The 26815-nt window shown below is 64.5% G+C and carries 27 protein-coding genes; 11 read left to right on the top strand and 16 right to left on the bottom strand.

Annotation, left to right across the window (positions count from 1 at the left end; translation table 11 throughout):
• Positions 1–20 precede the first annotated feature (20 nt).
• The 7 genes from RID42_00490 to RID42_00460 form a co-directional block, all read right to left on the bottom strand.
• Positions 21–599 carry a peroxidase-related enzyme gene (locus RID42_00490; protein MEQ8246134.1) on the bottom strand — a complete coding sequence of 193 codons (579 nt, stop codon included), beginning with the start codon at positions 597–599 and terminating at the stop codon, positions 21–23.
• A gap of 78 nt (positions 600–677) precedes the next feature.
• On the bottom strand, positions 678–1559 hold the full coding sequence (locus RID42_00485; protein ID MEQ8246133.1) for a serine protease: 882 nt from the start codon (positions 1557–1559) through the stop codon (positions 678–680).
• Between the two features lie 14 nt (positions 1560–1573).
• Positions 1574–2650, bottom strand: a complete 1077-nt coding sequence (gene aroC / locus RID42_00480) for a chorismate synthase (protein MEQ8246132.1) — start codon at positions 2648–2650, stop codon at positions 1574–1576.
• A 24-nt stretch (positions 2651–2674) separates the two neighbouring features.
• Entirely contained in the window at positions 2675–3502 is an 828-nt protein-coding gene (gene fabI / locus RID42_00475) for an enoyl-ACP reductase FabI (protein MEQ8246131.1), read from the bottom strand.
• Between the two features lie 96 nt (positions 3503–3598).
• Positions 3599–4687, bottom strand: a complete 1089-nt coding sequence (locus RID42_00470; protein MEQ8246130.1) for a DnaJ C-terminal domain-containing protein — start codon at positions 4685–4687, stop codon at positions 3599–3601.
• 68 nt (positions 4688–4755) lie between these two features.
• Positions 4756–6279 (bottom strand): hypothetical protein, encoded by a 1524-nt coding sequence (locus RID42_00465; protein MEQ8246129.1) that lies wholly within the window; start codon positions 6277–6279, stop codon positions 4756–4758.
• Between the two features lie 17 nt (positions 6280–6296).
• On the bottom strand, positions 6297–6770 hold the full coding sequence (locus RID42_00460; GenBank protein ID MEQ8246128.1) for an RT0821/Lpp0805 family surface protein: 474 nt from the start codon (positions 6768–6770) through the stop codon (positions 6297–6299).
• 220 nt (positions 6771–6990) lie between these two features.
• Here RID42_00460 and pdxH point away from each other — a divergent pair, with 220 nt between their 5' ends.
• From pdxH to RID42_00445, 3 genes are all read left to right on the top strand, one after another.
• The gene (gene pdxH, locus RID42_00455) at positions 6991–7584 is read left to right on the top strand and encodes a pyridoxamine 5'-phosphate oxidase (GenBank protein MEQ8246127.1); all 594 of its coding nucleotides are present in this window, start codon (positions 6991–6993) and stop codon (positions 7582–7584) included.
• Between the two features lie 3 nt (positions 7585–7587).
• Entirely contained in the window at positions 7588–8514 is a 927-nt protein-coding gene (locus tag RID42_00450) for a cation diffusion facilitator family transporter (protein MEQ8246126.1), read from the top strand.
• A gap of 66 nt (positions 8515–8580) precedes the next feature.
• Positions 8581–9447, top strand: coding sequence for a universal stress protein (locus RID42_00445; protein MEQ8246125.1), 867 nt, complete (start codon positions 8581–8583; stop codon positions 9445–9447).
• A gap of 48 nt (positions 9448–9495) precedes the next feature.
• Here the strand turns inward: RID42_00445 and RID42_00440 are convergent, their stop codons facing one another.
• On the bottom strand, positions 9496–10395 hold the full coding sequence (locus RID42_00440) for an MBL fold metallo-hydrolase (GenBank protein MEQ8246124.1): 900 nt from the start codon (positions 10393–10395) through the stop codon (positions 9496–9498).
• Positions 10396–10460: 65 nt separating this feature from the next.
• Between RID42_00440 and RID42_00435 the strand changes: the two genes are divergently transcribed.
• From RID42_00435 to RID42_00425, 3 genes are all read left to right on the top strand, one after another.
• A complete protein-coding gene (locus RID42_00435) occupies positions 10461–10898 on the top strand; it encodes a heme-binding protein (protein MEQ8246123.1) in 438 nt (145 codons plus the stop codon).
• 37 nt (positions 10899–10935) lie between these two features.
• On the top strand, positions 10936–11583 hold the full coding sequence (locus RID42_00430; protein ID MEQ8246122.1) for a protocatechuate 3,4-dioxygenase: 648 nt from the start codon (positions 10936–10938) through the stop codon (positions 11581–11583).
• 234 nt (positions 11584–11817) lie between these two features.
• The gene (locus tag RID42_00425) at positions 11818–13830 is read left to right on the top strand and encodes a tetratricopeptide repeat protein (protein MEQ8246121.1); all 2013 of its coding nucleotides are present in this window, start codon (positions 11818–11820) and stop codon (positions 13828–13830) included.
• An 18-nt stretch (positions 13831–13848) separates the two neighbouring features.
• Here RID42_00425 and RID42_00420 read toward each other — a convergent pair whose 3' ends face one another.
• The 4 genes from RID42_00420 to RID42_00405 are packed head-to-tail and all read right to left on the bottom strand — an operon-like array spanning position 13849 to position 17220.
• Positions 13849–14604 carry a 3-oxoacyl-ACP reductase family protein gene (locus tag RID42_00420; GenBank protein ID MEQ8246120.1) on the bottom strand — a complete coding sequence of 252 codons (756 nt, stop codon included), beginning with the start codon at positions 14602–14604 and terminating at the stop codon, positions 13849–13851.
• A gap of 9 nt (positions 14605–14613) precedes the next feature.
• The gene (locus RID42_00415) at positions 14614–15384 is read right to left on the bottom strand and encodes a TIM barrel protein (protein ID MEQ8246119.1); all 771 of its coding nucleotides are present in this window, start codon (positions 15382–15384) and stop codon (positions 14614–14616) included.
• Positions 15384–16295 carry a pseudouridine-5'-phosphate glycosidase gene (locus RID42_00410; protein ID MEQ8246118.1) on the bottom strand — a complete coding sequence of 304 codons (912 nt, stop codon included), beginning with the start codon at positions 16293–16295 and terminating at the stop codon, positions 15384–15386. The genes RID42_00415 and RID42_00410 overlap by 1 nt, the downstream gene beginning before the upstream one ends.
• A gap of 1 nt (position 16296) precedes the next feature.
• Positions 16297–17220 (bottom strand): PfkB family carbohydrate kinase, encoded by a 924-nt coding sequence (locus RID42_00405; GenBank protein MEQ8246117.1) that lies wholly within the window; start codon positions 17218–17220, stop codon positions 16297–16299.
• A gap of 104 nt (positions 17221–17324) precedes the next feature.
• On the opposite strand from RID42_00405, the gene RID42_00400 reads away from it, so the two are divergent.
• Together RID42_00400 and RID42_00395 are read left to right on the top strand one after the other, a co-directional pair.
• A complete protein-coding gene (locus RID42_00400; protein ID MEQ8246116.1) occupies positions 17325–19058 on the top strand; it encodes an alpha/beta hydrolase in 1734 nt (577 codons plus the stop codon).
• Positions 19059–19253: 195 nt separating this feature from the next.
• On the top strand, positions 19254–20960 hold the full coding sequence (locus RID42_00395; protein ID MEQ8246115.1) for an alpha/beta hydrolase: 1707 nt from the start codon (positions 19254–19256) through the stop codon (positions 20958–20960).
• A gap of 69 nt (positions 20961–21029) precedes the next feature.
• On the opposite strand, the gene RID42_00390 is transcribed toward RID42_00395, so the two are convergent.
• Together RID42_00390 and RID42_00385 are read right to left on the bottom strand one after the other, a co-directional pair.
• A complete protein-coding gene (locus RID42_00390; GenBank protein MEQ8246114.1) occupies positions 21030–21359 on the bottom strand; it encodes an HPF/RaiA family ribosome-associated protein in 330 nt (109 codons plus the stop codon).
• Between the two features lie 101 nt (positions 21360–21460).
• On the bottom strand, positions 21461–22822 hold the full coding sequence (locus RID42_00385) for an adenylate/guanylate cyclase domain-containing protein (protein MEQ8246113.1): 1362 nt from the start codon (positions 22820–22822) through the stop codon (positions 21461–21463).
• 120 nt (positions 22823–22942) lie between these two features.
• Between RID42_00385 and RID42_00380 the strand changes: the two genes are divergently transcribed.
• Positions 22943–23851, top strand: a complete 909-nt coding sequence (locus RID42_00380) for a DMT family transporter (GenBank protein ID MEQ8246112.1) — start codon at positions 22943–22945, stop codon at positions 23849–23851.
• A gap of 16 nt (positions 23852–23867) precedes the next feature.
• On the opposite strand, the gene RID42_00375 is transcribed toward RID42_00380, so the two are convergent.
• Positions 23868–24170 (bottom strand): cupin domain-containing protein, encoded by a 303-nt coding sequence (locus RID42_00375; GenBank protein ID MEQ8246111.1) that lies wholly within the window; start codon positions 24168–24170, stop codon positions 23868–23870.
• 24 nt (positions 24171–24194) lie between these two features.
• Positions 24195–24860: a S24 family peptidase gene (locus RID42_00370; protein MEQ8246110.1), complete on the bottom strand. Its 666-nt coding sequence runs from the start codon at positions 24858–24860 to the stop codon at positions 24195–24197.
• Positions 24861–25220: 360 nt separating this feature from the next.
• On the opposite strand from RID42_00370, the gene RID42_00365 reads away from it, so the two are divergent.
• Both RID42_00365 and RID42_00360 read left to right on the top strand, forming a co-directional pair.
• On the top strand, positions 25221–25871 hold the full coding sequence (locus RID42_00365) for a hypothetical protein (GenBank protein MEQ8246109.1): 651 nt from the start codon (positions 25221–25223) through the stop codon (positions 25869–25871).
• A 122-nt stretch (positions 25872–25993) separates the two neighbouring features.
• The gene (locus RID42_00360) at positions 25994–26806 is read left to right on the top strand and encodes a hypothetical protein (protein MEQ8246108.1); all 813 of its coding nucleotides are present in this window, start codon (positions 25994–25996) and stop codon (positions 26804–26806) included.
• Positions 26807–26815 lie beyond the last annotated feature (9 nt).

Genomic DNA, 26815 nt, shown 5'->3' with positions numbered 1-26815 from the left:
GAGTGTTCAGACGTTGCGCGCTAGCGCGCGGTGGCGTGGTATTCGGGGTTGGGCATCATGTCGACGCCCGCGGCAACCCGGTTGGTCATATTGAACAGGCCGACGACGTCGCAGATGTCCCAGATATCGGCGTCGGCGAAACCGGCGTCGCGTAACGTTTGGCGGTCGTGTTCGACGACGGTGTGCGATTCCGTGGTCAGCTTGTAGGCAAAGTCGAGCATGGCGCGGTGACGCGGCGTCAGGACGGCGTTGCGGTAGTTCATCACCATAAACTCGCCCAGCACCGGGTCTTTCGCGTAGTCGCGCACGGCGGCCCCGTGGGCGACCTGGCAGTAGAGGCAGCGGTTAGCCGAGGACACGACGACGGCGATCATCTCGCGCTCGAGCAGCGACAGGCCGGATTCGCCCAGCATGATCTCGTTGTAGAAGCGCGTGAACCAGCGCAGTTTTTTCTGATTCCACGAATAGGCGCGCAGCACGTTGGGGATGAACCCGATCTTGTCGTCGCACAGCGCGTAATATTTCTGCAGGTCTTCGTCGAGGTCGGTGCGCGCGGGTTCGTTGAGGTCGAGCGCATGGACATGGTCGGGTTGGGTCATCGGAATCCTCCGGCCGGCGTTTTTCAAGTCCGTTCTGAAATTGCGATCAAAGCTCGCGGTTGCGATGTAGCTACTAAGTTACTTTTCTTTTGCTGGGCGACCATTCACACCAAGCGGTGCCTCTTTTCCTATCCGGCGTCCTGCAGCTTCAAAATTGATGTTGCTTGAGAATGGAGCGATGACTTCGCTGGGGATGGCGTAGGTGACGGGCTGCATCGCGCCGTTTTCCTCCAAGCCAGACGTCACCATACCAAGCACCTTCCCCGAAATCGGATCGAGTACTGCTCCCCCACTGATACCACCAGCGGCTAAAGCGCTGATTTGTAGCAAACGCGTCTCGGTGGGACCGGTGGCAGGTAGGATTGCACTCACTATACCAGGGTAGAATGTTGGTTGAATAATCCCCCTGTTCGTCTGAGTGCTTCGGAACAAGTCAGTACCGTAGGGGTAGCCGCCGATAACAATCGGATCTCCAACACCAAGCTTTGTTGAATCGCCCCAGCGCGCGATCGGTACATCGTAGCGAGGCGGAATACCCGGATAAAATGCCAGTATTATCGCCAGATCTACGGAGACGTTTGCTTTTCCGTTTCTTGGGTCAACGTACCGGAGGGTGTTTCTGAAAGGCCAAGAGGTGCATTCGTAATCATTTTCAGTCCGTGACCTTGTCAACAAGTAGCCTTGGCGTTTTTTTTCCGCAACGGCTTCGATGACATGAGCGCAGGTTGCTAGCTTTCCCTCCCCGACTTGAATCGCGGTCCCTACAATTTCGGCGAGGTACTGTTCAAAATTTGAGTCTTCGTTGCTGAATTGGATCGGGGGGTCGCCTGGTTCTCGAATTGGCGCATCGAACGACGATGTTCCAACAGCAACCAAACTCAACCCGGCACGGCTAACCGGTGTCGTCCGGCCCATGCTCGCCCAAGGCATGTTTTTTGTCTGTTGTTTGTAACCTTCCAAGCTCTTGTAGCCCGCTAAGGCGTGCCGGCTTGCGCGCGGTGGCGCAGGAGGTGGTCGGCCAGGACGCAGGCCATCATCGCTTCGCCGACCGGTACGGCACGGATGCCGACGCACGGATCGTGGCGGCCCTTGGTGACGATCTCGGTGTTTTCGCCGGTTCGGGTGACCGTCGCGCGGGGTCGCAGAATGGACGACGTCGGTTTGACGGCAAAGCGCACGACAATGTCCTGTCCGGTCGATATGCCGCCCAGGATGCCGCCCGCGTGGTTGGATTGGAACACGATGCGTTTTCCGTCCATGCGCATTTCATCGGCGTTCTCGGCGCCGGTGAGGGCGGCGGCGCCGAAGCCCGCGCCGATCTCGACCCCTTTGACGGCGTTGATACTCATCATCGCGGCCGCCAAGTCGGCGTCGAGCTTGCCGTAGAGCGGCGCGCCCCAGCCAGCCGGTACGCCGCTGGCCACGACTTCGATCACGGCACCGACGGACGAGCCGTCCTTACGCACTTTATCCAATAGAGCGGTCCAGCGTTCCGCGGCCCGCGCATCGGGGGCGAAGAACGGGTTGGCATCGACCGCCGCCCAGTCCCAGTTGGCGCGGTCGATTTTGTCGTTGCCGACTTGTATGAGGGCGCCGCGCACCCCGACGGTGCCGCCGAGAATCTTGCGGGCGATGGCGCCGGCCGCCACGCGCACCGCAGTTTCGCGGGCGGACTGGCGGCCACCGCCGCGGTAGTCGCGGATCCCGTACTTGGCGTCGTAGGTGTAGTCGGCATGGCCGGGACGGTAGGTGTCCTTGATCTCCCCATAGTCCTTGGAGCGCGCATCCTGATTGCGGATCAGCAGCGAGATCGGCGTGCCGGTCGTTTTGCCCTCGAATACGCCGGAGAGAATCTCGACGGTGTCGGGTTCCTTGCGTTGTGTGGTGAAACGACTTTGGCCCGGGCGGCGCCGGTCGAGCCACGGTTGAATGTCCGATTCGCCGAGGTCGATCAGCGGCGGGACGCCGTCGACCACGCCGCCGATCGCCGGACCGTGGCTCTCGCCCCAGGTGGTGACGCGAAAAAGATGGCCGTAGGTGTTGTGCGACATGGCCGCGGCCAGCCCGGGGGCCGGTCAGTCCTTCTCGGCGGGGGCAACCGATATGTCGGGGGCGTCGGCGGCCTTCATGCCGACGACGTGGTAGCCGCTATCGACGTGATGGACTTCGCCGGTGACGCCCTGGCCGAGGTCGCTCATGAGGTAAAGCGCCGCGCCGCCGACATCCTCGATGGTGGTCGTCCGGCGGAGCGGCGAATTGTATTCGTTCCATTTTAGGATGTAGCGGAAGTCGCCGATGCCGCTGGCCGCCAGCGTCTTGACCGGGCCGGCCGAGATCGCGTTGACCCGGATCCTGTTCTTGCCGAGATCCATCGCAAGGTAGCGGACGCTGGCTTCGAGCGCTGCCTTGGCCACGCCCATGACGTTGTAATGCGGCATGACCTTTTCGGCGCCGTAGTAGGTCAACGTGACGATGGAACCGCCGTCGGTCATTAGCGGTTCGACCCGCTTGGACAGCGCGGTCAGCGAAAAGCAGGAAATGTCCATCGTCATGCGGAAGTTGTCGGCCGTGGTATCGACGTAGCGGCCGCGGAGCTGGTTCTTGTCGGAAAACGAAATGGCGTGGACGAGGAAGTCTAGTTTGCCCCAGGTTTTGGCGAGGGTGTCGAAGACCGCGTCCATACTGGCGTCGTCGGTGACGTCGCAGGGGAGTACGATTTTGGAGCCGATCGAGTCGGCGAGCGGGCGGACGCGTTTTTCCAAGGCGTCGCCCTGATAGGTGAACGCAACCTCGGCGCCGTGTTCGGCGACTTTGCGTGCAATACCCCAGGCTAGCGAGCGATCATTGGCGACGCCCATGATCAATCCGCGTTTGCCCTCCATAAGGCTCGCTGGAGCACTCATTGGCACAGGTCTCCGTGGTGTTCGGGGGCGAAAAACTGCCCGATGGCGGGATTTACGGCATCCTACACCAACCGGATTCGGCGTCAAATTTCGCCGTCAGGCGGCGGCGATGTTCTCGCGCGGGTCGAAGGTCGAGCGTCCCTGTCGTTGCCGGACGAATGCCTCAAGGTCGGGGTCGGTGCCCTGCGGCAGGGTGATTACAAGGCGGATGACTTGATCGCCCGAGGTCTTGCCGCCGGGGCGACGCAGTCCTTTGCCGCGGAGGCGCAATTGGGCGCCTGAGTTGGCACCGCGCGGCACGGCCACGTCGACCGAACCCGTTACGGTGGGGACGCGAATGCGCGCGCCGAGGACGGCCTCTTCGAGCGAGATCGGCACTTCGAGGTGAACGTCGTCGCCCTCGGCGCGAAACAGTTTGTGGGGCGTCACGTCGATCTTCACGAGCGCATCGCCGCGGCGACCCAGCGGGCCGGTTTCGCCCTGACCTTTGAGGCGAACGATTTGACCGTCGCGAATGCCTGGCGGCACGGCGACCTCCAGGGCGCGACCGCGGCCGGTCGTGAGGCGCTTCGCGGTACCGGTGGCCGCTTCGACGAAACTGACGCGGAGCCGGTGGGTCGGGTCGACGGGCGGGGCCGCGTTCGGTTGGGCGCGCGCGGTCTTGCTGGGAAAGAGTGGGCCGAAAATATCTTCGGCCTTGATCCCGCCGGCGAGCCAGCCGGGTTTGCCCGTTGCGCGCGGTTTCTTCTCGCGGCCGGGCGGCGGGGCGGTCTTGGCGTTTGGGTCCGCCGAAGCGGTCTTGGGTTGGGCGTTGGGTGCGGCCTTCGAGCCGGTCGTCTGTTGCTGTTTGGTGCCGTTGGGCGCGGGGCCTTCCGCAGGATTGCCCGTCGATGTCCGGTTGCTCCGGGTATCGCTCGATTCGGCGGTCGCCGAGGCTTGCGGCGTTGGGCGGCGGGGCCGCCGCCGACCCCAGGCATCGATGTCGCCGCGATCGAACCGGGCACGTTTGTCGGGGTCGCCAACGATGGCGTAGGCCGCGCTGACGTCCTTGAACTTTTCGGCGATCCGCGGGTTTTCGGGATTGCGATCGGGGTGCAGTTCCATCGCCAACCGGCGATAGGCCTGCTTCACGGCGTCCTGCGTCGCTTTGCGCGGAATTCCGAGGGTTTTGTAGGGGTCGTTCATGGGGACCGATATTCTGCCAACCGGTCCAAAGGTTAACGCAAACAGGGTTAAGGGCGGGTTAACCGCCCCTAGCGAATGGCGGCCCGAAACTCCTCGGCGAGGTCGGCGGCCTGGGTGAGTTGGTCGGGGGACATGACGGCGACGATCAACTCAAGAAATTCCGTGGCGCGGGTGTGACCCTGGTCCGCCGCGAGCCGCCACCAGGCATGGGCGCGGACACGGTCCTCAGCGACGCCGGCGCCGTCCATGTAGAGGCCGCCGACGAAGAACTGCGCGTCGCGGTTGCCGGCTTGGGCAAGGGGGAGCCAGGTGCGCAGGGCCGTCGTGTAGTCTTTGTCTTGATAGGCGCGGAGCCCCTCGCTGACGGCGGCCGCCATCGCTTCGTCCGATATCCGGGGTTGGCGGGTCAACGGTTCGGGGGTGCGAGCTGCGACCTGGGGGGCGGGCGCGGCAGGTGCGGAGTCGGTCTCGCTTTGGACGGGTGTCTCGTCGGCCCCGTCTACGTCGCCCGCGCTGTCGTCGTCGCCGAGGGGATCGTCGTCGCCGAGGAGGTCGTCTTCGCCAGGGTTGGTATGGTTTTCGCCGCCGGCTGTATCCTCGGCCGGTCCCGATGTATCGACCTCGCCACCGACGATCGCGCCGCCATTCGCGGCTGGGGTCGCGGGGTCGGTTGCCGGCAAAGCCGCGACCTGGCTGGAATCGGTGTCTTCGTCGCTTCCGCCAAGGGTATCGTCGCCAGCTTGGTCGCGCGAATTGCTGGGTCGGGTTGCGGGAACGACGGTTCGGCGCGGTGTTGCGCCATTATCGGATGTTGCTGGGCGCGCGGGCGGTTCGGTGGTGGCTTCTTCGTCCTCAGAGAGAATCGACGCGAACGGATTGTCGTCGTCGTCGTCCTCCTCATCGAGCAGTTCGTCGCCCTGGTCCGGCGCATCGGTGCGCTCGCTTGGTTGCTGTTGTGCCGTCGCCGCCGCGCCGAAGGGCGGCTCGAGCAACGCTTCGTCGCCCGCGGCGACAATGCCCTCGGCCGTCATGATCGCGACGAGTTCGATCGAGCGTTCGTGGCCGGCGTCCGCGGCCAACTGGAACCATCCCAACGCTTTGGCGTTGTCCTGCGGAACGGCCAGTCCCTTTCGGTACATTTGCCCGATATTGAACTGAGATATGGCGTGTCCCGCCGCCGCGGCACGGTGGAACCACGCGGCTGCTTCCTCGGGGTTTTGATCAACGCCCTGGCCGCGCAGCAGCATGTTGGCGAGGTTGGCCTGGGCTCGCACGAGCCCCTGTTCGGCCGCGCGTTGATACCAGTTGAAGGCGACCTTGAAATCCTGCGGCACACCGAGGCCGAGGCGGTAGAGGTGGCCGATATTGCGCTGGGCGAAGGGATCGCCACCCGCCGCAATCGGTAGCCAATCGTTGTAAGCGGTCGTGAAATCGCCGGCGTCGTAGGCCTTCACGCCGCTCTCGAAGTCAGCCCGAGCGGGGGCGACCGCCCCTGTCACCAGGATCAGGGTGACGACGATGGCAGCAAAGGCGCCGCGAAGGCGCCTAAGCCAATCGTGGGTTGGGCAGCGTTCCGCTGTCGGTATGGTCACTGCCCACGCAACGGTTGCTATCCGGTCACGATCTTCCAGGTGCCGTCGGCCTGGCGGCAGGCGGTGCCATAGGCTTCTTCGACCTTGCCGCCGATCGTGACAGTCTGCTGAAACTCGCGGCATGGCTGCCCGTCGTTCTTTGTGTAGGTGCGTGTTGGGGTAATGGTACCCGAATTTCCCGAATCGGGATTGCTCCACGAATTGGTGCCGCCGACAGGTCCTTTTTCGAGGGTCTGCTGGGTTACCTGCCCCATGGCCGCGCGGTCGGCGCGGTCGAGGGACTTGCCAACCTCGCTGCCGACGAAGGCGCCCAACAGCGTGCCGACTGCCGTTGCTGCGAGCTGACCGTCGCCTTTTCCGAACTGAGCCCCAGCAATGGCACCGCCGACGGCGCCAATGATGGTGCCGGCCCCTTGTTTTTGGCCGGTATCCTGGCACGCCGCGAGGGTGAGGCCCAGAGCGGCAGCGAGAGCGAATTTAGAAAGGGACATCTCTTTATTTCTCCATCAACTGTGAATGTAACCGGACGGTTACGCTGCCCCCTCTCGACCGAACGGCCCTTGCCGGTCGAGGCGTCACCATTATATAGAAGCGACACCAATCTGGCGAAACTCTCACGTTGGCCCGTCGGCAAATCCGGCGATTGAGGCAACGACATGTTGTGGGGGCGCGTCTTGGCCTAACACCAGGGGAGTTGAGGGTGGCGCAGCCGTGAATATTCCGACCGATCAAGACCCTATTACCACTGTCGCAGCGTGGTTGGATGCAGCTGCGGCGAGCGAGACCTTCAATCCGACGGCGGCCGCGTTGGCGACGGTTGATGCCAGCGGCGCTCCTAAAGTCCGAATGGTTCTGTTGAAAGGTATCGATGCGCGCGGCGTGGTTTTCTACACCAACCTTGAGAGCGCCAAGGGCCGGGATCTCGCGGCCGATCCGCGTGCCGCGTTATGTTTGTATTGGAAGAGCCTGCGGCGTCAGGTGCGGATCGAGGGTGCTGTCCTGGCGGTTGCGGAGGCGGAGGCGGACGCCTATTTCGCGAGCCGCGACCGGGGCAGTCAGATCGGCGCCTGGGCCTCGCGCCAGTCGGCGCCGCTCGACTCCCGTGCCGCGCTTGAAGCGGCGGTCGCCGATACCGCCCAGCGTTTTGGCGACCATGAGGTGCCCCGTCCTGCGTTTTGGTCGGGTTTTCTGCTGGTTCCGGCGATGATCGAGCTGTGGTGGGAACTGCCGTCCCGGCTCCATGAGCGGGTCGCCTTTACGCGTCGCCCGGCTGGCGACTGGGACCACCAACTCATGTATCCCTAGGCGATGAGCGAAGCACCGAACAGACCGGCAGTCGACCCCGCCCATGCCGGGCGGTTGATGCGGCGGGCGACCTACGCCTCGGTTGTCGTTGCCGGCACGTTGATTGTCGCCAAATTGGGCGCGTGGGCGGTTACCGATTCGGTGGCGATGCTGAGCGCCCTAATCGATTCGCTGTTGGATGCAGCGGCCTCGCTGATCAATCTTTTTGCGGTGCGCCACGCCCTGCAGCCGGCCGACCGCGAGCACCGTTTCGGGCACGGCAAGGCCGAGGCGTTGGCGGGGCTTGGCCAGGCGGCGTTTATCAGCGGTTCCGCGGTCTTCCTGGTGTTCGAGGCGGCACAGCGGTTGGCGCGGCCCGTCGCGGTCGAGAACGGCGAGATCGGTATTGCAGTGTCGATCTATGCCATTGTCGCGACGATCGGGCTCGTGCTCTACCAAACCCATGTCGTGCGCCGGACCCAATCGCTCGCCATCGCCGCCGATTCGCTCCACTACAAATCCGACCTTGCGCTCAACGCGTCGGTGATCGTGGCCCTGATTCTTTCAGGGAGCTTTGGGGTCACGGTCGCGGACCCGCTCTTTGCCATCGGGATCGCGATTTTCGTGTTCTACAGCGCGTGGCGGATCTTCCGGAAGTCCTACGACGAACTAATGGACCGGGAGTTTCCAGAGGAAATGCGCCGCCAAATCAAGGAGATCGCGACCTCCCCGAAGGAAGTCCTCGACATGCACGATCTGCGCACGCGCAGTTCCGGACGCGATTCGTTCATTCAACTCCATCTCGAACTGCCTGCGACGATTTCGCTGATCGAGGCGCACCGGGTCGCCGACATCGTCGAAGACAAGCTGCGGCAGGCTTTTCCGGAAGCTGAGGTGATGATCCATCAAGATCCCGAAGGGGTCGATGAGGACCATGCGGTCTTTCGTTAGCCGCCTAGGTTCGGCGTTGGCATCGCGCTATGATGCCACAACAACAAAACGGGGAGTTCCAGGGTCGTGGCAATAAAAATCATTCTCGCGCCGATGAGCGGCGCCGAAAGCACCGAGGCAACGCTCGCGAGCGCGCTCCATGTCGGTCGCCACCTCAACGCCCATGTTGAAGCGTTCCATGTTTCCTTGGACCCGCGCGACAGCGTTGCATACATGGCCGAGGGAATGACCAGCAACATGATTCAAGACATCATGTCCGCCGTCGAAAAAGAGGGCGAGGAGCGGCGCGAACGCGCCCACGAACAGTTCGCCCGCTTGTCCAAGGAAGCCAACGCACCGATTACCGAAGGTCGGTCGGGCGCCGGGTTTTCCGCGAGTTTTGCCACCGCGGTAGGCCGGGAGGACGACTTGCTGGCGACCCGGGGCCGGCTGTCCGATTTGATCGTGGCTGCGCGCTCGGGCGGCAAAGGGGACACGCAGCGCACGACGGTCGAGATCGCGCTGCTGGAAACCGGTAGGCCGCTCCTATTGACCCCGCCAACAGCCAGCAAAGCATTTGGCAAGACGCTGAGTATTGCCTGGAACGGCAGCATCGAGGCGGTCCGGGCGATCGGCGCCGGTGCGGGCTTACACTTCCTTGGGCAGGCCGACCGCGTGGTCGTCATGGTCGTGCCCGAGGCGTTCCGGACCAACGCGCATGTCGACGATCTGGTGACCTATCTCGCGTGTCACAACATCAAAGCCGACGTCGCACAGATCGAAGATTCTGGTCGGCCCATCGGGCATGTGCTGTTGGAAAAATCAGCCGAAGTCGGCGCCGACATGATGGTGATGGGGGCCTATACCCACAGCCGGTTGCGGCACCTGATGATCGGCGGCCCAACGAGTGTGGTCTTGGAGAATGCCGACATTCCGGTGCTGATGGCGCACTAAGCGCCTGCCGGTCGTACGGCCGACGGGCGGCCTGGGCGTCGCTGAGCGCTAGGCCGATAGGCCGTAGGTCGTGCCCAACGACGGTACGCCTGTGCTGACGGCACGACCGGTTTCGACCAAATGGATCAAATGCGAGAGGACCGAGCGCGCCGCGGCGGGGTGGAGGCGCGGATCGACCTCTGCGTACATTCGCTCGACCATCTGTTCGATCGTATGTTGGCCCGCCCTAAGGCAGTCCAGGATTTGCGCCTCGCGCGCTTCCCGGTGGGCGATATAGGCGTGCACGAAGGCTCGGGGATTGCGGATCGCGGGGCCATGGGTGGGCCAATAGATCGCGTCGTCCGCTTCTAGGAGGCGGCGGAGCGAGTGCATGTAGGCCTGCATGTCGCCGTCGGGCGGGGCGACAACGGTGGTCGACCAGCCCATGACGTGGTCGCCGGTAAAGAGCGTACGTTCCTCGCCGAGCCGATAGCACAAATGGTTGGAGCAATGGCCGGGGGTGTGAACCGCTTCGAGCGTCCAATCCGCCCCCCCGACAGTATCGCCGTCGCGGAGTTTAATGTCCGGCGCGAAATCGTGGTCGGCGCCTTCCTCGACCGCGCCGGCGGCTTCCGGGCGCCCCGATCCATGGGGACCGAAGGCGTGAATTAGCCCGCCGAGTCGGTGTTGGAGAAGGCGCGCGGCCGGCGAGTGATCGCGGTGGGTATGGGTTACCAGGATGTGGGTGAGGGTCTCGCCCGCTAACGCGTCTTCCAATGCGTCGACATGACTGGCGAGATCGGGGCCGGGGTCGATCACCGCCACCTCGCCGTTGCCGATCACGTAGGTGCCGGTGCCGTAATAGGTGAATGGCGAGGGGTTCTTCGCAACGACGCGGCGCACTAGCGGCGACAGACGATCCGCCACGCCGTACTCGAATTCCAGCTCTCGCACGAACGGGATATTCATCCTGGTCCCTTCCTTTGCCCGGCGTCACTATAGGGCATGCCCCTACCGACGACAGGAGTGTCGAGATGACCGCGCTGACCTTGGACCTCGCCAATCGCATGATCGAAGGCGCGTTGCGTCACGGCCGTGAAATCGGCTGCGCGCCGTTGACGGTCGCCGTGCTCGATCCGGGTGGGCACCTTGTCGCCTTCCAACGGGAGGACCGTTCGGGAATTCTGCGACCCGACATTGCCGTCGGCAAGGCCTGGGGGGCGCTCGGCATGGGGACCTCGTCCGGCGCCTTGGCCGAACGGCTGGCGGGCAACGCGCCCTTTCTCAATGCGCTGGCGGCCATGTCACAAGGCCGTGTGGTGCCGGCGGCCGGGGGCGTTCTGGTGCGCCGCGGCGACGGCGGGGTTATCGGCGCTGTCGGTATAAGCGGCGATCGGTCGGACCGCGACGAGGCCTGCGCGCTCGCCGGTATCCGCGCCGCCGGTCTGGACTACGCCGAAGCGCCGGCGTGATGCGACGGATTATCGGTCGCGCTACCGTGTCTGTTCCATGAGCAAAAAATCGCGGACTGTAGGCGCCGTTTCTCGGCGCAGTGTGCTGGGCGGGGCGCTCCTAGTGGCGTTTGCCGCGCCGCTCCGGGCGGCGGTTCTCGCCCCGACGCCGCGCCAGTCGACCGGGCCGTTCTATCCCGAATCGCTGCCGCTCGACGCCGACAACGACCTTTTGCAGGTGGTGGGCCGCGACAGGCGCGGGGCGGGCGATGTACTTCATCTGACAGGCCGCGTTCGCGATGTGGCGGGCCGGGCGATCGAGTCGGCGCGGGTGGAGATCTGGCAATGCGATGCGCAAGGCCGCTACCACCATACGGGTGATCGGCGCGGTGGCAGCGCTGCTGATTCGTACTTCCAAGGCTTCGGCCATACCCAAACCGACGGCGAGGGCCTTTACCGATTTCGCACGATCGTGCCGGTGCCCTATCCCGGCCGCGCACCGCATATCCATTTCAGGGTCGCAGCACCGGCGCGCGATCCGTTTGTGACTCAGATGTACCTTCGCGGTCATCCGGCGAATCCGCGCGATGTTTTGTTCAGGCGACTGAGCGCGGTGGACCAAGAACGCCTCGTCGTCGTGCTGACATCCGCGACCGATATCGAGGCTGGCGCGCGGCGCGGCGCGTTCGAAATCGTTTTGCGTTGACCGCCGGTTGGTCCGGCATTTGCTACATATGACGAACAAGGGCCAGAAGTGCGCGATTCGTCTCGGACTGTGAACCAGTTTGGGACGAAGTCGTATGAATCCGCGTGCGCGTGTTCGGTGTCGGGACATCGGCCACGCGAGTTATCCACAAGAATTCATGGGGCGCGCGCCGTGCGGTCTTGTCGCAATGGGAGAGGACCGTACCATGACCCCAGGCAATAGGACGGAGTAGCTGTGGCTGATCGGCAGCGATTGGCGGCGATCCTTGCGCTCGACATCGACGAATTTGCGTCTATTCAAGCGTCCAACAAGAAGGCGACGCTGTCTCATCTTCGCAAATTCCTCGAGATCGTGCGCGATGCGGTGGCCGAGAACCGGGGAACGCTATTTTCGGCGGAACGCGACACGTTCCTGGCCGAATTCCCAAGTCCGGTCGCCGCGATTCACGCCGTCAATGCGATCCACGAAGAAATCGCCGGATACAACGAAGAGCAGAAGGAAGCCCAGCGGATGTGGTTCCGCGGTGCCGTTCATGTCGGCGGGATCGGCGGGACCGGGCGCGACATCAAGGGCGAAGCGGTCGTGGTCGCCAAGGCGTTGCGGGATTTCGCCGGGCCTGGAGCCACTGCAGTCACCGCCGCAACCCACAAACAGGTCGTGGAGCGCGTCGATCTTGAGTGGGAAGACCTTGGGAAACAGGCCGTCGGCGGCAACAACGCCAGGGTCTTTCGCGGTGTCGAGAACATCGACGCCTATGCCTCCGGCGGCGGCGGCCGGCGGCTTTCGGTTGGGCTCGGCCGCCGCGGCATCGCCGGAATTGCCCTTGGGGCGATCATGACCGTCGTCGCCGTCGTGTTCTTCATCCAGCAGGGTCCGATGGTGGGGAACGTCGATGAAGCGGGTGCCGGCGGGGGGTCGTCGCCGTTCGAGGGGTCGATTCAAGGGGCGATGAAGAAGGGGTTCGGTCGTGGCAACGCGGAGGGCGAAAACAAAGGCGAAGCGCGTGGCAGCGCCAGCGGCGCCGACCCGACCCAAGATACAGCGAACAGCGGCGCACTGTCGGTACCGATGACCCTGCCGAGCGAACCTTCGATCGCGGTGCTGCCGTTCGCGAATGCATCGTCCGACCGCGCCCAAGACTATCTTGCCACTGGGCTGGCCGAGGAAGTGTCCATCGCGCTGTCGCGGAGCCGCAGTTTGTTCATTGCCTCGCCCCGGTCCGCATTGGCGTTCGGCTCCAGTCCCGATGCCGTACCGGCGGCGGCGCGGGCGCTCGGCGTACGCTTTGCATTGCTTGGCAAGGTCGTCCGCAGCGGCGACCGTATTCGATTGTCGGTGCAACTCATGGAGAACGGGGCCGCCGCGCCGCTCTTGGTGCGTTCGTTCGATCTCGGGCCGGACGACGTTGCCGGTGCCGGTCGCCGGGTCGCCCAGTTGGTGGCGTCGGCGGTCGGATCCGCCCTCACCGTCGCCGATGTCGATCGTTTGAAGCGACAGGAAGCAGCGGACCCGGAAGCGTTCGACCTGTTGCTGCGCGCCCGACATGCGCTGCGGCAAGAAAACCGGGCAGCAACGGACGAGGCGATTCGCCTGTTCCAGGCGTCGGTGAGTGCTGACAGCGGATTCGCGCGGGCCTACGAAGGCGCGGCCAACGCGTATTTGTTGGCCCAACAATGGAGCGACCGTCCGCTGGATGGAAAGTCGTTCGAAGCCGCGCAGCGAGCCGTCGCGCTCGACGACGACCTGCCTGCCGCACACAGTGCGCTGGCCGCGGCCTATTTGGCGCAACGCGACTACGAACGGGCGTTGGCGGCGGCCGAGAAGGCCGTTGCCGTCAATCCCAATTATGCCGACGGGTATGCCATGCTGGGCAAGATACTGACCTGGGCAGGGTCGCCCGAGCGCGGTGCGGAGGAAGTAGAAAAAGCGCTACGGCGCAATCCGCAACCGCCGTTTTGGTATCTGTTCGCCCTCGGCCATGCCCGTTTCGGGATGGAGGATTATCAGGGTGCGATCGTCGCCTTCCGGCAGGGCGTGGCCAGCAATCCGGGCTGGCTGGCCAACCGCTATTTCCTGGCCGCAAGTTACGCCGAAGCGGGCGATCCTGCTAAGGCCGAGTTCGAGTTGGGCCAGGGCGCGGTGCGCTCGGTAATGCCCTCGGTTCTGGCGGGCGACCTCACGCCGTACCGCAACCCCGACGACCTCGACCGGTTTGTCGGCGCGCTCCGCAAGGCGGGTGTCCGCTAGGCATTTAGAGCATCACGTCTAGAGCATCACGTCGCCGCCGTTGGGGCTGAGGCATTGGCCATGGAAATGGCGGGTCTCGTCGGACGCGAGAAAGACGTATGCCGGTACAATGTCTTCTACTTCGGCGATGCGCTGCTTGGGTATGCCAAGCCGCACTTCTTCGACAAGTTCGTCGGGGACATCGGCGAGAATCGGCGTCCGGGTTCCGCCCGGCGCCACGCAATTGACATTGATGTTACGGGCACCGACCTCACGGGCGAGGCTGCGGGTGAACGACACGATCGCGCCCTTCGACGCAGTATAGGCGGTTAGGCCGGGCCAGCCGGAATAGGCGTGCTGTGACGCGGTGTTGATGATCTTGCCGTAGTCTTGCGCATACATCAGCGGCAAGACCCGACGGGTGACGAGAAACGGCCCCCGAACGTTGACCGCAAAAATGCGATCGAAGACGGCGGTGGGAGTCTCTTCGATCAACATGCCCGGCGCGATCCCGGCATTGTTGACGAGGATGTCGATCCGCCCGAATGCGGCGAGCGTGCGCTCGACCATAGCGTCGATCTGGGCTTCGTCGGAAATGTCGGCCTGAACGGCGAGGGCTTGGAGGCCCTGCGCGCTAAGTTCGGCGCATACGGCCTCGGCATTGGCGCGTTCGGCGTCGTCGGGATAGTTGACGGCGACATGGGCGCCTTCAGCGGCAAAGGCGCGAGCGATCCCCGCGCCGATGCCGCGCGATGCGCCGGTGATCAGGGCGTACTTGCCGGTCAATTTTCCCATGGTTGCTCCTTAGGCTTTCAACCAGTGTAGCGTTTCTTCTGTTCGTTTGGACGGGATGTATTCGGCGGCGACCCATCCGTCGTAACCGAGCGCGTCGATGGCAGCGAAGGCCGCGGCGAAGTCGATGTCTCCGGTACCTGGTTCGTGCCGGCCCGGCGCGTCGGCGAACTGAATATGGCCGATGCGGCCGATGAGGCGGGTCAGCGTTTCGACCAGCGCGCTCTCCATGATGTGCATGTGGTAGAGGTCGTATTGAAGCCCGAGGTTGGGATGGCCGACGGTGTCGATCAGGTCGAGCGCGTCTGCGGACGTGGCAATGAAGAAGCCCGGCCGGTCGCGGGTATTGATGGCCTCAATCACGACGCGGATGCCGAGCGGGGTAAAGGCTTCGGCGGCATATCGCGCGTTCTCGATCAACGTGGCCCGACACGCATCCAGGCCGAGTTTTTCCGGGGCGATGCCCGCCAAAAGATTGACGCACCGTGGTTCGAGGGCTTCGGCGTAAAGCCGTGCTTCGGCGACGGCAGCGCGGAACTGTCCCTCTCGGCCGGGCACCGCGGCAAGACCGGGTCCGCCTTGGGCGAAGTCTCCGGCCGGCAAGTTAATGACCGAGACGTCGAGGCCCGCCCGTTCTTTGGCGGCCACCCAATCGTCGATCGGGATATCGTAGGGAAACTGCACCTCGAAACCTCTGAAGCCGCAATCGGCGGCTGCCGTGATCCGGTCGAGTGGCGCACGTTCGGTGAACAGGGTCGTGATGTTGGCGGAAAAGCGGGGCATCATCCCTCCGCGAGCGCTACTGCGATCTCGGCGGCGACAGCGGCATTGTCTACGAGAAGGGCGACGTTCGCCTTTAGGGTGGCGCCGGCGCTAAGGTCGACTAGTGCTTTCAGCAAATAGGGCGTGACGGCTTTACCCGCGACGCCGTCGCGGTGGGCGGCGGCGAGCGCCGCGTCGATCCAGCGATCGACGGTCGCCGCCGGGATCGCGGCGGCGGCGGGAACCGGATTGGCGATCACGAGGCCGCCCGCACCGGGGAGCGCGCGGTGGGCACGGACGAGATCGGCGGCGGCGCGCGCGCCGTCCACCCGGATGTCGAGCGCGAGGCCGCTTGAGGAGGCGAAGAAGGCAGGGAAGGTCGAGGTGCCGTAGCCCGCAACCGGCACGCCGTTGGTTTCGAGGACTTCGAGTGTGCGCGGCAGATCGAGGATCGACTTGGCGCCGGAACAGACGACAGCGACCGGCGCACGGGCCAATTCGTAAAGATCAGCGGAGACATCGAGCGAGGTTTCGCCGCCCCGGTGGACGCCGCCGATGCCGCCGGTTGCCATGATCGCGATCCCGGCGGCGGCGGCGCACATCATCGTGCCGGCGACGGTTGTTGCCCCGGTGTCGCCGCGCGCGATCACCGCCGCAATGTCGCGGCGGCTGACTTTGGCGATATCGCCGCCGGCGGCGAGGCGTTGAATTTGGTTGTCGGTACACCCGACGACGATTTGGCCGTCGATGACGGCGACGGTGGCCGGCGTTGCCCCGCGGGCGCGGACCGCGGCCTCGCAGGACCGGGCGAGGTCGAGATTGCGCGGCGCGGGCAAGCCATGGGCGATGACGGTGGACTCGAGTGCGACAACCGGAGCACCGGCGGCGAGCGCTTGCGCCACGTCGGGGGCAACGAACAGCGGCAGCGACATGTTAGGCGACCGTATGGCGCGCGCGTTCGGCGACGCGGGCGGGGCTGAGGGTCGGGTCCGTCGGCCCATCGACTTCCACGGTGAGGCTCGCGGTAGCGAGACCTGCCAGCAGGGTTTCGTGCAACGGTTTGGTGTCGAGCAAAGCCGCGAGGGCGCCCGCGGCAAAGGCGTCGCCTGCGCCGATCACATCGCGCGCTGCGCCGGGGATTGCCGGCAAGGCAAGGCGCGATGTTGCATCGACCGCCGCGGCACCGCGCGGGCCCAGGGTCACAAAGACCGCGCCGACGCCGGCGGCGCGCAGCCGGTCGGCAGCCGCCAGCGCATCGTCGCTCGATTGGATGTTCATGCCGCTCAAGACCGATGCTTCCGAGCGATTGGCAAAGAGGATATCGATCCGGTCGAGATAGCCAGCCAACCGCGCGGCCTTGGGCGTCGACACCGTGCTCGCGGCGACTAAGGTTTGGCCGTGGGCGCGCGCTGTCAGTCCGTCGATGCACGCGTCGGGCAGGTTGGCATCGATGAACCATGCGTCTTCGACGGGCCGCGTGTCGTCGGCGGCGAAGGCGTCGGGGGAGAGGCCGTCGTAAATCGCCATATCCGCTAGTCCGATCAGGAGTTCGCCGTCGCGGTCGAGGACCGCGGTATAGCTTGCGGTTGCCGCGTCGTTGCGCCGGATGGTCTTTGACGTATCGATGCCGTCGGCATTGAGGAGGCGGATCAATTCCTCGCCTCCGGCATCGGCGCCAATCGCCGACGTCAAGGCGACGCGTTGTCCGAGATGGGCGAGGTTAGTGGCGACGTTGCGGGCGACCCCGCCTGCCGCCTGGCGCACCGTGACCGGATTGGAGGTGCGCAGGACCAACTCGCCCAGGCAACGTGCGGTGCGATCGAGGTTGACCGCACCGAAACAGGCAATCGAGGGCATGAGCTGTCCTGGAACTGTTGGCATCCGTCGTTCGTGACTAGAGTAGCGGCGGGCGCGAGGCAAGCCCGGCGGCGATCGGGTTGCATGCGTCGAGGGAGGAGTGAATGAACGGCGGATCCGTCGAGAAATCGGGCTGGCCAGACGATGCGGCAGCGCTGGCACCTCTGCTGGCCTATTGGTGCGCACCGGCCGGTGTGCGGCGGGCCTACGCGGCGGGGCCCTACGGGCAGACCCATTTTCGCTACGCCCAGCCCGAGGCACCCGAGCGGCCCGCCGTCGTGTTGCTGCACCAAACGCCGTCGTCCGGGCGCCCTTGGGAGGGCGTACTGGCCCGATTGGGCCGTACCCGGGTTGCGATCGCCCCCGACACGCCGGGTTTTGGCGATTCGGACGGCCCGGACGAACCGGTGGCGATAAGAGACTATGCCGCCGCGTTGGCCGAGACGATCAAGGTCCTCGGAGTCGGGCCGGTGGATTTCGTCGGCGATCACACCGGTGCCAAAATCGCCGCAGAGATCGCGCGGCAGGAACCGGCGTTGGTGCGTAAATTGGTTCTCTACGGGGCGCCGGTCTACAGCGCGGCCCAGCGCGAGGGGCAACGTGAGATTCTGGCGCGCAAGGCGCGCGAGGCGGCGGCCTCGCTGCCAGAAACCGGGGCCTTTCTGACCGAAAAGTGGCAAAGCTTGCGGCCGCATTACGCCGACGACGCGCCGCTTGGCTTGATCGATCGTGACTTCGCCGAATCGTTGCGGGCGCAATCCCGTGCGTGGTGGGGCTATCGCGCCGCCTACGACTATTCCCATGCCGACGTGCTGCCGGGACTAACGCAACCGCTTTTGGTGATATCTGCCAACGACGGGTTGGCGGAGGAAACCCAGCGCGCCGCGGCACTCGTGCCGCATGCCGTTTTGAGTCATTGGGCGGACTGGCGGGTGGGTGCGATCTCCCAACACGCCGACGAGCTGACGAAGCTCTTGCAGTCGTTCTTGGATACCGAGCCCGTTGCGGCGGCGCCGGTATTGGCGCCAGCCCCGGGGCAGGGCGGTGCCGGCGTGCGTCGCTGGTTCGCCGATGCGGCGGAGGGACAAATACATGGGCGGGTCGCTGGGTCCGGCGGGGCGCAGCCGCCGCTGTTTTGTTTCCACATGAGCCCGCGGTCCGGCCACTACTACGAGGCGCTGCTGACCGCGCTGGCCGGGGACCGACAGGTCTTTGCGCCCGATACGCCGGGTTACGGCGAATCCTACAAACCCGCCGAGCGCCTCGACGTGCCGGGCTATGCCCGGGCGATGGCGTCGATGATCGACGGGATGGCGTTCGAGACGGTCGATCTGCTGGGCGATCATACCGGCACCAAGGTCGCGATCGAACTGGCGCGGCAGCGTCCCGACCTAGTCCGGCGGGTGGTGATGAATACCGCCGGGGTCTACTCGGCTGAAGAGCAGCGCGCGTGGCAGGGCAAGATGGGTACGATTGAGGTCCAGGCCGACGGCAGCCACTACGCCGCGCTGTGGGACCGCTATCAGAACTTGAACCGGGGTAAGTTGACCCCCGACCAGATTGCCTTTCGCTTCTATGAGACGATCCGTGCCGGGCCGTGCATGTGGTGGGGGCCGCGGGCCGCCAACATGTATTTGCTGGGCGAGGTGTTGCCTGGCGTCGCGCAGGAGATATTCTTAATCTGTTCGGATGAAGACAGCCTGATCGAGCCGAGCCGGCGCGGTGCGAAATTGCTGCGCAACGGGCACTACAAAGAATATGCCGGGCTCGGTAACTCGATGATGGAACACCGCGTTGCCGACGTCGCGGGGGACATCGACGCCTTTTTGCGCCGGTGACGCGTCCACGACGGGGCCGGGGACAGAGCCGGGGACCGAGAATGTGATTTTGGACCGGGGACGCGCCCCGGTAGACTCCGCCTAACCTCGGGATAGTGTGTGCCGATAGTCGAATCGGGGGACTCGCGCAGCGCGCGCTCCCCGCTTATCCTCGCCGGGCCCGTGTGGGCCAAAACGACGACAGGGGAGGATCGGATGATCGGAGACGCGGCGCTCTATTGGCGCAAACCGGCAAACGTCAAACGCGCGTACGTCGACGGGCGCTACGGTCAAATGCATTACCGCGTGGCGGTGCCGCCGCACGCAGATGCGACATCGTCGCCGCCGATCGTCTTTTTTCACCAAAGTCCGTCGACCGGGCGGCCCTTCGAGGGATTGGTCGCGGAGATGGGCCGCGATCGTATGGCGATCGCCGTCGACACGCCGGGTTTCGGCGATTCGGATGCGCCCCCGGCACCGCCGACGATTGCCGATTATGCGGCGGCTATGCTGAGTTTCTTGGATGGGTTGAAGCTCGACAAGGTCGACGTGATGGGCGATCACACCGGTGCCAAGATCGGTGTCGAGCTTGCACTTCAGGCCCCCGACCGGGTGCGCCGGTTGGTGTTCAATGCCTGCCCGGTCTATTCGCCTGAAAAGATGGCCGAGATGATGACGCACCTTGAGGCTGAACGCCCCAAGGAGGTGGTACCGAAGGACGGCAGTCATATTCTCCACCGCTGGAAGGGAACGAAGGGCTGGTACAAGGGCGATGCGCCGGCAGAGCTGTACAACCGGGACTTCGTCGAAAGCCTACGCGGTCTCGATTTGGCCTGGTACGGCCATAACGCGGCCTTCGCAGTGAAGCATTCGGACAATCTGCCCCATGTCGCCCAACCCATTCTTGTGTTGTGCCCCGACGATGGGTTGTGGGATGCCACGATGGCATCCAAACCTTATCTGAAGAACGGTCGCATTCTCGAATTGCCGCAGTACGGCATGGGCGCGATTTCGCAGCATTCGGTCGAGCTGGCGAAAATTCTGCGCGACTTCCTCGATGGCCCGGCGGACGATTCGATGGGGCGCGAAGCGCCGCGCCAGGCCCCGCCGGCGCCGGCACTCAAGCCCAAGCCCGTGCGGCGGCGGTTTGTCGATACGCGGGCCAAGCAGGTTCACGTGCGCTCGGTCGTGCCGGCCGGTGCGGGCAAGACGCCGGTGCTCTGTTTGCACATGAGCCCGGTATCGAGCCGAAATTTCGAGCCGTTGCTGGCGCGGTTGGGCAAGGACCGCCCCGCGTTCGCTGCCGACATTCCGGGCTTCGGCGAATCGGAAGCGCCGCAAGAGATGCCGTCGATCGCCGATCTCGCCGACATCATGACGGACGTGGTTAAGGACGTCGCGGGTGCGGGCCCGATCGATCTGATGGGAGATCACACCGGTGCGGTGATCGCGGTCGATTTGGCGGTGCGCTATCCCAAACTGATCCGCAAAGTCGCGCTCAACACCGTGCCCTATTTCAATGCCAAGGAACGTGCCGAACGGCTCGCCCATTCGGCGTATGAGGGGCCGGCTGACGATGCGTCGCACTTGCGCAAACGCTGGGACTCGATGGTGCGCCTATACGCTCCCTACATGGATATGCGCGAGGTCGAACGCAATTTCGTCGAAGCGCTGCGCGGCGGCCCGTTTGGGCATTGGGGGCATTCGGCGGTCTTTTCCTACGACATGGATCCGGTGTTGCCGAAGATTGCCCAACCGATGTTGATCTTCCGGCCAAAGGACGGGCTGGAGGAGAACACGCTACGGGCCAAGCCTCTACTGAAGAATGCCGAGGTGATCGATTTACTGCAGTACGGCTATGGGTTCATGGAAACCCATGCCGACGAGATCGCCGGCTACTTGCGCGATTTCTACGACGCCTGAGCGGTGGCGGTCGGCGGTCGCCTCGGTCTTGCGGCGCTTCCTCGATTCCGATGAGGGGCGGGACGTTCCCTAGCGGCGGTGCTTGTCTGCGAAGGCCTTGAGCTGGCGTTCCGCTGCGCCGAAGGCATCGCGGATCGCGACTTGGGGATCCTCGTGGCCGCCGTCCTTTTCGTGATTGCGATCGACGACGACCTCGGCACCGCCGGGAAGGGCGATGTCGATGCGCACCTGATAACGCTTGCCGTGGGTCTTGTGCTGGTGCGGCGCGTCGAAGGTAACGCGGCAACTGGTCATGCGATCGTAGAACTGTTCCAGCTTGGCGACGCGCTCGCGCATTACGGTTTCTAGGGCTGGCGACGAATCCATATTGTGGAAGGTGATCTTAAGCGGGGTCTCCATGGGCAACTCCTTTACGATCGCAACTACTCAAATGGATCTTGCCGCCCGCGATCCTGCGATACGCGGTGCGGGTATTCTTGATTCTGGTGATGGCCGAGGTCTTAGGCAAGGGTACGAACCGCTAAAGGTTCGTTGCGCCCGCGCAGCGTTTGCGGCGGGTGGGTGGCGAAGCCGACCAAGAGGGCGTCGGTTTCGGCGCCGGCCTGTTGGTAGAGGGCGTCGACGAAGGGTTCGCTGACAACCGCGCGAACGTTCATCGCGCGCGTGAGTTCCTCGAGGCGGCTGGCGACGTTGACGACATCGCCGATGACCGCAAATTCGAGCTGGCGCTCGGAACCGATGTCGCCGAGGACCACGTTGCCGAAATGGACGCCTATGGAAAGTCGGAGGGGCGTATCGTCGCCGGCCGCGGCGCGTTCGGCGTTCCACAGGTCGACGGCCGCGAGCATCGCGCGTAGGCAGGCCAGCGCATTGATGGTGTCTTTCAGTCCGGCCCGCGGGGTGCCGAACGTCGCCATCAGGCCGTCGCCGAGGAACTTGTCGAGGGTGCCGCCATGGCCGAAGACAGCATCCTCCATGCGCCGATGAAATCCGCGCAGGAGGGCGATCACCGCGTCGGGGCTGCGGGATTCCGCGACCCGCGTAAAGCCGACAAGGTCGGCGAACAGAACGGCGACAGGCTGGGTGCGCACCGGACCCAGGGGCGCGTCGGTGGTGAGAAGATCGTCGACAATGGTCGGTGAGAAATAGCGGGCGAGGTTGGCGCGGCCGCGGGCCGCCTCGGCTTCGCGTACGACGAGTCGGCGGGAGCGCTGCACGGCCACTGCGATCACGCTGGCGGCGAGGAGCAAGACAGCGGCTTCGAGGATGCGCGGGATTGCCGCAAAGAAGAAGAGATCCGCCTTGGGGAACTGCAGGTAGTTCGGCGGTAGGTCGCCGGCGTTCAGCATCACCATCATTGCGTCGATCGCGCCGTCGCGGGTGGCAATGACGCTAAAGATCACCAGCACGGCAAGGGCGGAGAGTGCACCGGTCCATAACGGCAGTTTCGGATCGTACGAAAGTGCCGCGAGGGCGATCAGGAGGAAATAGAATGTGACGACGCCCCACGCGAAGAGCATTTCCGGCACCAAGCCGACCCAGACAATGGGATTGAACGCCCACATCCAGAGCGTCACCAGCAGGACGTCGAGCGCGAAGGTCATGTAAGGCAAGCGCCGCCGTTCACCGGCGCCTGGGAGGACAAGCGGGATCAAGCCGACTAAAGCGATCAGTGCGATGGGGGCAAGATTGTAATAGGCATAGGGCGCCGGCTGCAGGGCGAGGGTCACTACCGTGAGCCCAGCTAGGACGGCGAATCGCGCGTAGCTGAGGAGCCGGCCTCCGGCAACCTCCTCGGCGCGCAACGCGGCCGCCACCGCGGGCGGCATGGGTGACGATCGTGCGGGGCTGGGTAGCTTCATGAATGACGTCTCCTGCCCGAACCATAGACCGAAGCGGTAAGCAATGCTTGGTCCACGCGCGTGTCGTTGCAGTTGGTCGGGCGATTGTTTGCCGGTGGCCCTGTGATAGGTTGGGCGATCATGGCGTTTGGTCAGTTCACCGCGATTTCGCCGCGTTTTCGCGGCATCTTTTTTATGTTGATCGCGACCCTGCTGTTTACCGGCATGCAGGTGACGGTGCGCCATGTCGCTGAGGAACTGCATCCGTTCGAAGTCGCGTTCTTCCGGAACTTCTTTGGCCTCTTGGTCGTTTCGCCGTTGTTGTTCCGCTATGGCTTGGGTGTGCTGCGGACGCCTCGGTTGAAGCTGCACGCGTTGCGCGGGGCGTTGCAAACCACCGGGATGATGTTCTTTTTTACGGCGCTGACCCTGGCGCCACTGGCCCAGAACATTGCCTTGAGTTTTATGGCGCCCCTGTTCACGACGGTGATGGCGATCCTGTTCCTGCGGGAGCGGGCCGGGTGGCGGCGCTGGGCGGCGTTGATCGCCGGGTTTGTCGGTGCCTGGATCGTCATTCGACCCGGTCTTGCGGTCGTCAATACCGGCGCGTTGTTCGTCATCGCATCCTCGGTCATCTGGGCCGGGTCGATGATCATCATCAAGATCCTGTCGCGGACCGAATCGAGTCTGACGATCACGCTCTACATGGGTCTGTTCATGGCGCCGCTGTCGCTGATCCCGGCGCTCTTTGTGTGGGAATGGCCGACCCTGGAGGCACTGGGCTTCTTGCTGTTGGTCGGGGGATTTGGCGGGGTTGGCCATCTAGCGCTGGCCCAAGCCTTCAAAGAGGCCGACACGACGGCGGTGCTGCCGTTCGATTTCCTGCGATTGATCTGGGCGTCGGCGCTTGGGTATTTGGTGTTCGCCGAGATTCCCGATGTGTGGACGTGGCTGGGCGGTGCGGTGATCTTCACCTCGACGACCTATATCGCGTTCCGCGAAACCCGGATCAAACCGGAGGGGACGGCGGTGCGGCCCGCGGAGGACTGAGCGCCGAAAAGGCGCGTTACTTCAATTCTATTTCGATGAAGACGACTTCTTGGTCGCTGTCGTTGATTACGTCGTGTTCGACGCCGATCGGGCCGGTGTAAGGGTCGCCGGCGCTGAGGTCGCGGTAGAAATCTTCTTCGCCCGGTTTGGTTTCGATCAGGAGGCGGCCCGTCGTCATCGGCACCACGATATAGTCGAACGCGTGGCGGTGCCAACCTGTCGCGGCGCCCGGCGCAAACCGCCATTCCGAAACGCGGACGCGGTCGTCTTCGTGCTTTTTCGTTTGGACCGCCTGCGACCAAGTGCGTTTTTCGCTCATGTGTTGCGCCGCGGCGCGGCCTCCCTAGGGATTGGAAATGATTACCCGAACGACCCGCCCGACGACCTCGATGCCGTCTTGCGGAAAGATGGTGTCGTGGCCTTGTTCGCTGCTATCGGGTTCGAGCCGTGCCGGGTTGACGCGGTAGCGTTTGAACGTCGTCTCGCCGCCCACCCGGAAGATGTAACACTTCCCGTCGGCGAGCTCGCGGTCGTAGTAGTCGATCACAATCATGCTGCCGGCCGGGGCGATGCGGTTCATGCTGCTACCGCGCACTTCGAGGGCGAACAGGGATTCACGGCGATAGGGCACGACCACGCGGTCGCGCACGTCGCCGAAGTCCGAAGGGTCGACGGTTTCGGTCAGGCGCCCGGCCTGGACCCATGAAATCAACGGCACTTCGAACACGGGTTCGGCGACCCCCGCCATGTTGGCGAGGCCGGCGAGGTCCAGCACCTCGGTGTGGGTGATCGGCGGGGTGCCGCGCCCAACCAGGACCTGCAACAAACTGTGCACGAGGTCGGTCGGAAGATAGGGCTTGTGGTAGTGCTCGGCCGATTCGTAGCGCTGGTAGCTCGATGCGGCGCGGTAGCCCACGCGCTGGGCGAGGGCCTCCATGGAAAAGCCCGCGCGCTTCCGCAGGGCACGCAAGCGCGCCGTGATGTGCGCGTCATCGTCGTCGTGTGTCATGTCGCCCCCAGATTTACGCACCCTACGGCGTTTTTGGGGAGACGGCAAGAATGCTCACGCAAAACACGTTGACAACGGGACGATCATGTGGGAGAAATACGTATTATGCATATATACCGACATTCAAACGCTCGTCGCCGCCAAAAAATTCGCGGAAGACATAGGACTGCCGGGGGACGACGGCCCCGTCCGCGCCGGGCAACCCATGACCCGAGCGCCTGTATCCAACCGTTGGATGCGGCGTTCGACGGCGACGGGCGCGATTTTATCGAGGGCTGGTTGCGGGCCGAGCACGTCGGGCCGCGGCGCAGCGGCTCTCTCGACTAACCCACCCCACCCCAGAATAAGGAGACTTCGCTCATGGCCTCGCATGCCCGCTCGCGTCTCGCCCGTGCCCGCCGGGCCCGTCGAAAAAACCGCGATCTTCGTCCCGAGATCGCGCCGACGCCGCAAACCGTCGCGCGGTTGCTGCCCGATCCGCTGTGGACGTTGCTGCAACGCGGTCGCCTGACGCAGGAACAGGTCGATGCGGCGCACGATATTCGTACCGCGTTCGAAATTATTACCGGGCCGGTAAGGTTGCGCACGATGCGCGCGGTTTCGACCGTCGATGGTGCGGTGTACGACTTGACCCGGGGCAGCCGAGGGCGCACCGGCAATAGCGACAGCGACCGCGCGATCTTGTTGCAACAACGGTTTAACGCGTGGGTCGCGGTCATGAAACGCTTGGCGGTCCCGGTCGGGCCGATCATCGACATCGTCGTCGAGGGGCAAGCGTGTCGTAGCGTCGATCGCACGCGTGGCCGGCGCAACGGATGGTCCACAGAGATTCTCGAGTGCGGCCTCGATCTTTACATCGCCGCCAAGCGCCCGCCACGGCGCGGGCGCAGCGACGTTGCCGGGGACAAAAAAATTCCTGGGGACCGGGAACGTGATCGCGGGGACAGCGATTGTGATTTTCCTTTGGGGACGGCGAACGCTAGACTCCGGTCACACTCGAACAAAACCTAGCTCGCCGCGAATTTCCCCGGCGGGCTTTTTTGTGCCGGGTGTTCATTCGCTGTCCCTCCCAGACTTGAACCCCGCCCGCGTGTGGCGGGGTTCTTCTTTTCCAACCCGACAAGGAGACCACGATGATCGACGGAGAGAGCGACACGCGTCCCGATGCGAAGATCGAGTCCGGCACCGCAGCGCCGCCGCCGTCCGATTGGCGGGAGTCGCTGGGCGAAGACCTGCGGGAGGATGCGACGTTGGCGCGCTATGACTCGCTGGATGCATTGGCGCACGCTTACAAGGATTTGGAACGCTATCAGGGGCGCTCGGTTGCGGTACCCCGCGCCCGCGACGGCGAGGCCGCCTGGTCCCGGTTATACGACCGGTTGGGGCGGCCCAAGGAAGCCGCCGGGTACGATGCGCCCGCGATCCCCGACGGTGTGGATGTCGACGGGGAGATCCTGGCGCGCGCGGCTGAAGCGGCACACAAGCACGGATTGAACAATCGCCAGTATCGGGGTTTCGTCGAGGACGTTCTGGGGTTTCAGAGCGAACGGGCGGCAGCGGCACGCAGCGCGCAGGACGGACAGCGCCGCGACGCCGCGGTCGCCCTGAAGCAGGCATGGGGGGCGCGATTCGACGGGAACGCTGAGGTTGCGCGCCGGGCGATGCGGGCCCTTGGGTTCCCCGAAACGACCGCGCGCGACCCGGCGGCACTCGCTCACTTCTTTTCCGTCGGACAGGCTTTGGGAGAGGACACCTCGATCATCGGTGCGAGCCACGACGGATTTTCGCCTTCGGCCCAGGAAGCGCGGCGACGCATCGATGCGATTCGCGGCGATCCGGACCATGCCTTCAACAAAGGCGATGCACCGGAACACGCGGCGGCGGTGCAGGACATGGAGGCGCTGTACGCGCTGGTCTACGGCGGCGACGCGCCGCCGGTGGCGTAGGGGGCGGAT

The sequence above is a fragment of the Alphaproteobacteria bacterium genome (assembly GCA_040216735.1).
Taxonomy (GTDB): Bacteria; Pseudomonadota; Alphaproteobacteria; order SHVP01; family SHVP01; genus CALJDF01.
Note: the sequence above shows the minus strand (reverse complement) of the source record. Positions and strands in the feature narration are given on the sequence as shown.

Coding starts and splice junctions, on each gene's coding strand:
- RID42_00400 (MEQ8246116.1), top strand. CDS start 17,325: ATGAACGGCGGATCCGTCGAGAAATCGGGCTGGCCAGACGATGCGGCA.
- RID42_00420 (MEQ8246120.1), bottom strand. CDS start 14,604: ATGGGAAAATTGACCGGCAAGTACGCCCTGATCACCGGCGCATCGCGC.
- fabI (MEQ8246131.1), bottom strand. CDS start 3,502: ATGAGTGCTCCAGCGAGCCTTATGGAGGGCAAACGCGGATTGATCATG.
- RID42_00375 (MEQ8246111.1), bottom strand. CDS start 24,170: ATGAGCGAAAAACGCACTTGGTCGCAGGCGGTCCAAACGAAAAAGCAC.
- RID42_00490 (MEQ8246134.1), bottom strand. CDS start 599: ATGACCCAACCCGACCATGTCCATGCGCTCGACCTCAACGAACCCGCG.
- RID42_00450 (MEQ8246126.1), top strand. CDS start 7,588: ATGAGCGAAGCACCGAACAGACCGGCAGTCGACCCCGCCCATGCCGGG.
- RID42_00385 (MEQ8246113.1), bottom strand. CDS start 22,822: ATGAAGCTACCCAGCCCCGCACGATCGTCACCCATGCCGCCCGCGGTG.
- RID42_00435 (MEQ8246123.1), top strand. CDS start 10,461: ATGACCGCGCTGACCTTGGACCTCGCCAATCGCATGATCGAAGGCGCG.
- RID42_00360 (MEQ8246108.1), top strand. CDS start 25,994: ATGATCGACGGAGAGAGCGACACGCGTCCCGATGCGAAGATCGAGTCC.
- RID42_00405 (MEQ8246117.1), bottom strand. CDS start 17,220: ATGCCCTCGATTGCCTGTTTCGGTGCGGTCAACCTCGATCGCACCGCA.
- RID42_00395 (MEQ8246115.1), top strand. CDS start 19,254: ATGATCGGAGACGCGGCGCTCTATTGGCGCAAACCGGCAAACGTCAAA.
- RID42_00380 (MEQ8246112.1), top strand. CDS start 22,943: ATGGCGTTTGGTCAGTTCACCGCGATTTCGCCGCGTTTTCGCGGCATC.
- RID42_00440 (MEQ8246124.1), bottom strand. CDS start 10,395: ATGAATATCCCGTTCGTGCGAGAGCTGGAATTCGAGTACGGCGTGGCG.
- RID42_00470 (MEQ8246130.1), bottom strand. CDS start 4,687: ATGAACGACCCCTACAAAACCCTCGGAATTCCGCGCAAAGCGACGCAG.
- RID42_00365 (MEQ8246109.1), top strand. CDS start 25,221: ATGGCCTCGCATGCCCGCTCGCGTCTCGCCCGTGCCCGCCGGGCCCGT.
- aroC (MEQ8246132.1), bottom strand. CDS start 2,650: ATGTCGCACAACACCTACGGCCATCTTTTTCGCGTCACCACCTGGGGC.
- RID42_00430 (MEQ8246122.1), top strand. CDS start 10,936: ATGAGCAAAAAATCGCGGACTGTAGGCGCCGTTTCTCGGCGCAGTGTG.
- RID42_00415 (MEQ8246119.1), bottom strand. CDS start 15,384: ATGCCCCGCTTTTCCGCCAACATCACGACCCTGTTCACCGAACGTGCG.
- RID42_00460 (MEQ8246128.1), bottom strand. CDS start 6,770: ATGTCCCTTTCTAAATTCGCTCTCGCTGCCGCTCTGGGCCTCACCCTC.
- RID42_00390 (MEQ8246114.1), bottom strand. CDS start 21,359: ATGGAGACCCCGCTTAAGATCACCTTCCACAATATGGATTCGTCGCCA.
- RID42_00410 (MEQ8246118.1), bottom strand. CDS start 16,295: ATGTCGCTGCCGCTGTTCGTTGCCCCCGACGTGGCGCAAGCGCTCGCC.
- RID42_00370 (MEQ8246110.1), bottom strand. CDS start 24,860: ATGACACACGACGACGATGACGCGCACATCACGGCGCGCTTGCGTGCC.